Source organism: Acinetobacter sp. YH16032 (assembly GCF_013417345.1).
In the GTDB taxonomy this organism is placed as follows: domain Bacteria; phylum Pseudomonadota; class Gammaproteobacteria; order Pseudomonadales; family Moraxellaceae; genus Acinetobacter.
Genome location: NZ_VPEE01000166.1, coordinates 1 through 1,096, shown reverse-complemented (window position 1 = coordinate 1,096; position 1,096 = coordinate 1). Strand labels below are relative to the sequence as shown.

The following is a 1,096-nucleotide window of genomic DNA, read 5'->3' as shown; positions in this document are numbered from 1 at the left end:
ATAAGAAGATATGAGAACGACTGAAAGGAGTTCGATATATCGCTCTATTCTTTTTCTTTATTTGAAAAATTAATTAAATATTTATTAATTAGTTATCTGTATTTTTTTATAATTTCTTCTTTAAGATTCAAGTTAAAAAAAGCCCTAAAAGATTGACTTTTTTGATAGTCCCAAGACAAGGTTTTGTCTAGCCTTATTTTATAAGACTTTTTAAGCTTCCTTCAAAATCAGTTGAAAACATTGAGTTATAAAAGAATGGACCTCAGCTCGAAACTTTACGAAGTATAGCGAGTAACAACGAAGCTATGCTGAAGTAAATGTTTGAGCAACCAACCGACTGTATGCAATAGCTACAGTAATGGAAGGAACAGAGGGCGGTCAGTAAATAGGCTTTAGGTGCTATGTCTGTGTGCGCTTATGTGTACCTAGAATCCGTACATTTTTGTTTTAAGGTTTTTGCTTTTTTCATTTTTAAAAACAAGTAGTTATAAAATGTCTAAGACAAGGTTTTGTCTACAGCCTTTAAATTTTCCTTTATAAATTCACTGTAATTTGAGTATCGAATTGCAGCGAAAGCCGTATAAAACCTAAGATCAATTAAGACCGAAATCTGTCTTACTTATCCACAGTTTTAAATTTAAAAACAAAACAAGTGTTTAGCTAGACAAATAAAGCAATTCAAGACAAAAATAGATCCACAAGACAAGTTATTGACATTATCTGTCTTGATGTAATATAATCTGTCTCAAGAGGGGAGAACAGTCTTCCATTACAACAATATGCAATGAGGATAATAAAACGTGCAAATAGGAAAAATAAGCACAGTGTTTAAAGTTTATGATGCAATGATGGGTAGCGGTAAGACTACTCAAATTATAGAAAACATTAGAACAGCAGAAAAAGACCAGAACTTTCTTTACATCACTCCATTACTTGATGAATGCCATCGTATTTCAGGTACAACATACGATCCTGAAGATGTATTAAAACGTCCTTTAATTACCACAGAAGACGATACAAGCGTTCATTACGCATATTTAGATGATGCTCCTTTGAAGGAAAGACGTTTCAAGCATCCAAGCTATAAGGGTGGAAA

At 32.5% G+C, this 1,096-nt stretch carries 1 pseudogene; it reads left to right on the top strand.

From position 1 onward, the window contains the following. Window positions 1-800: 800 nt before the first annotated feature. A pseudogene (locus FTV32_RS17190) lies at window positions 801-1,096 on the top strand (hypothetical protein); the annotation flags it as partial.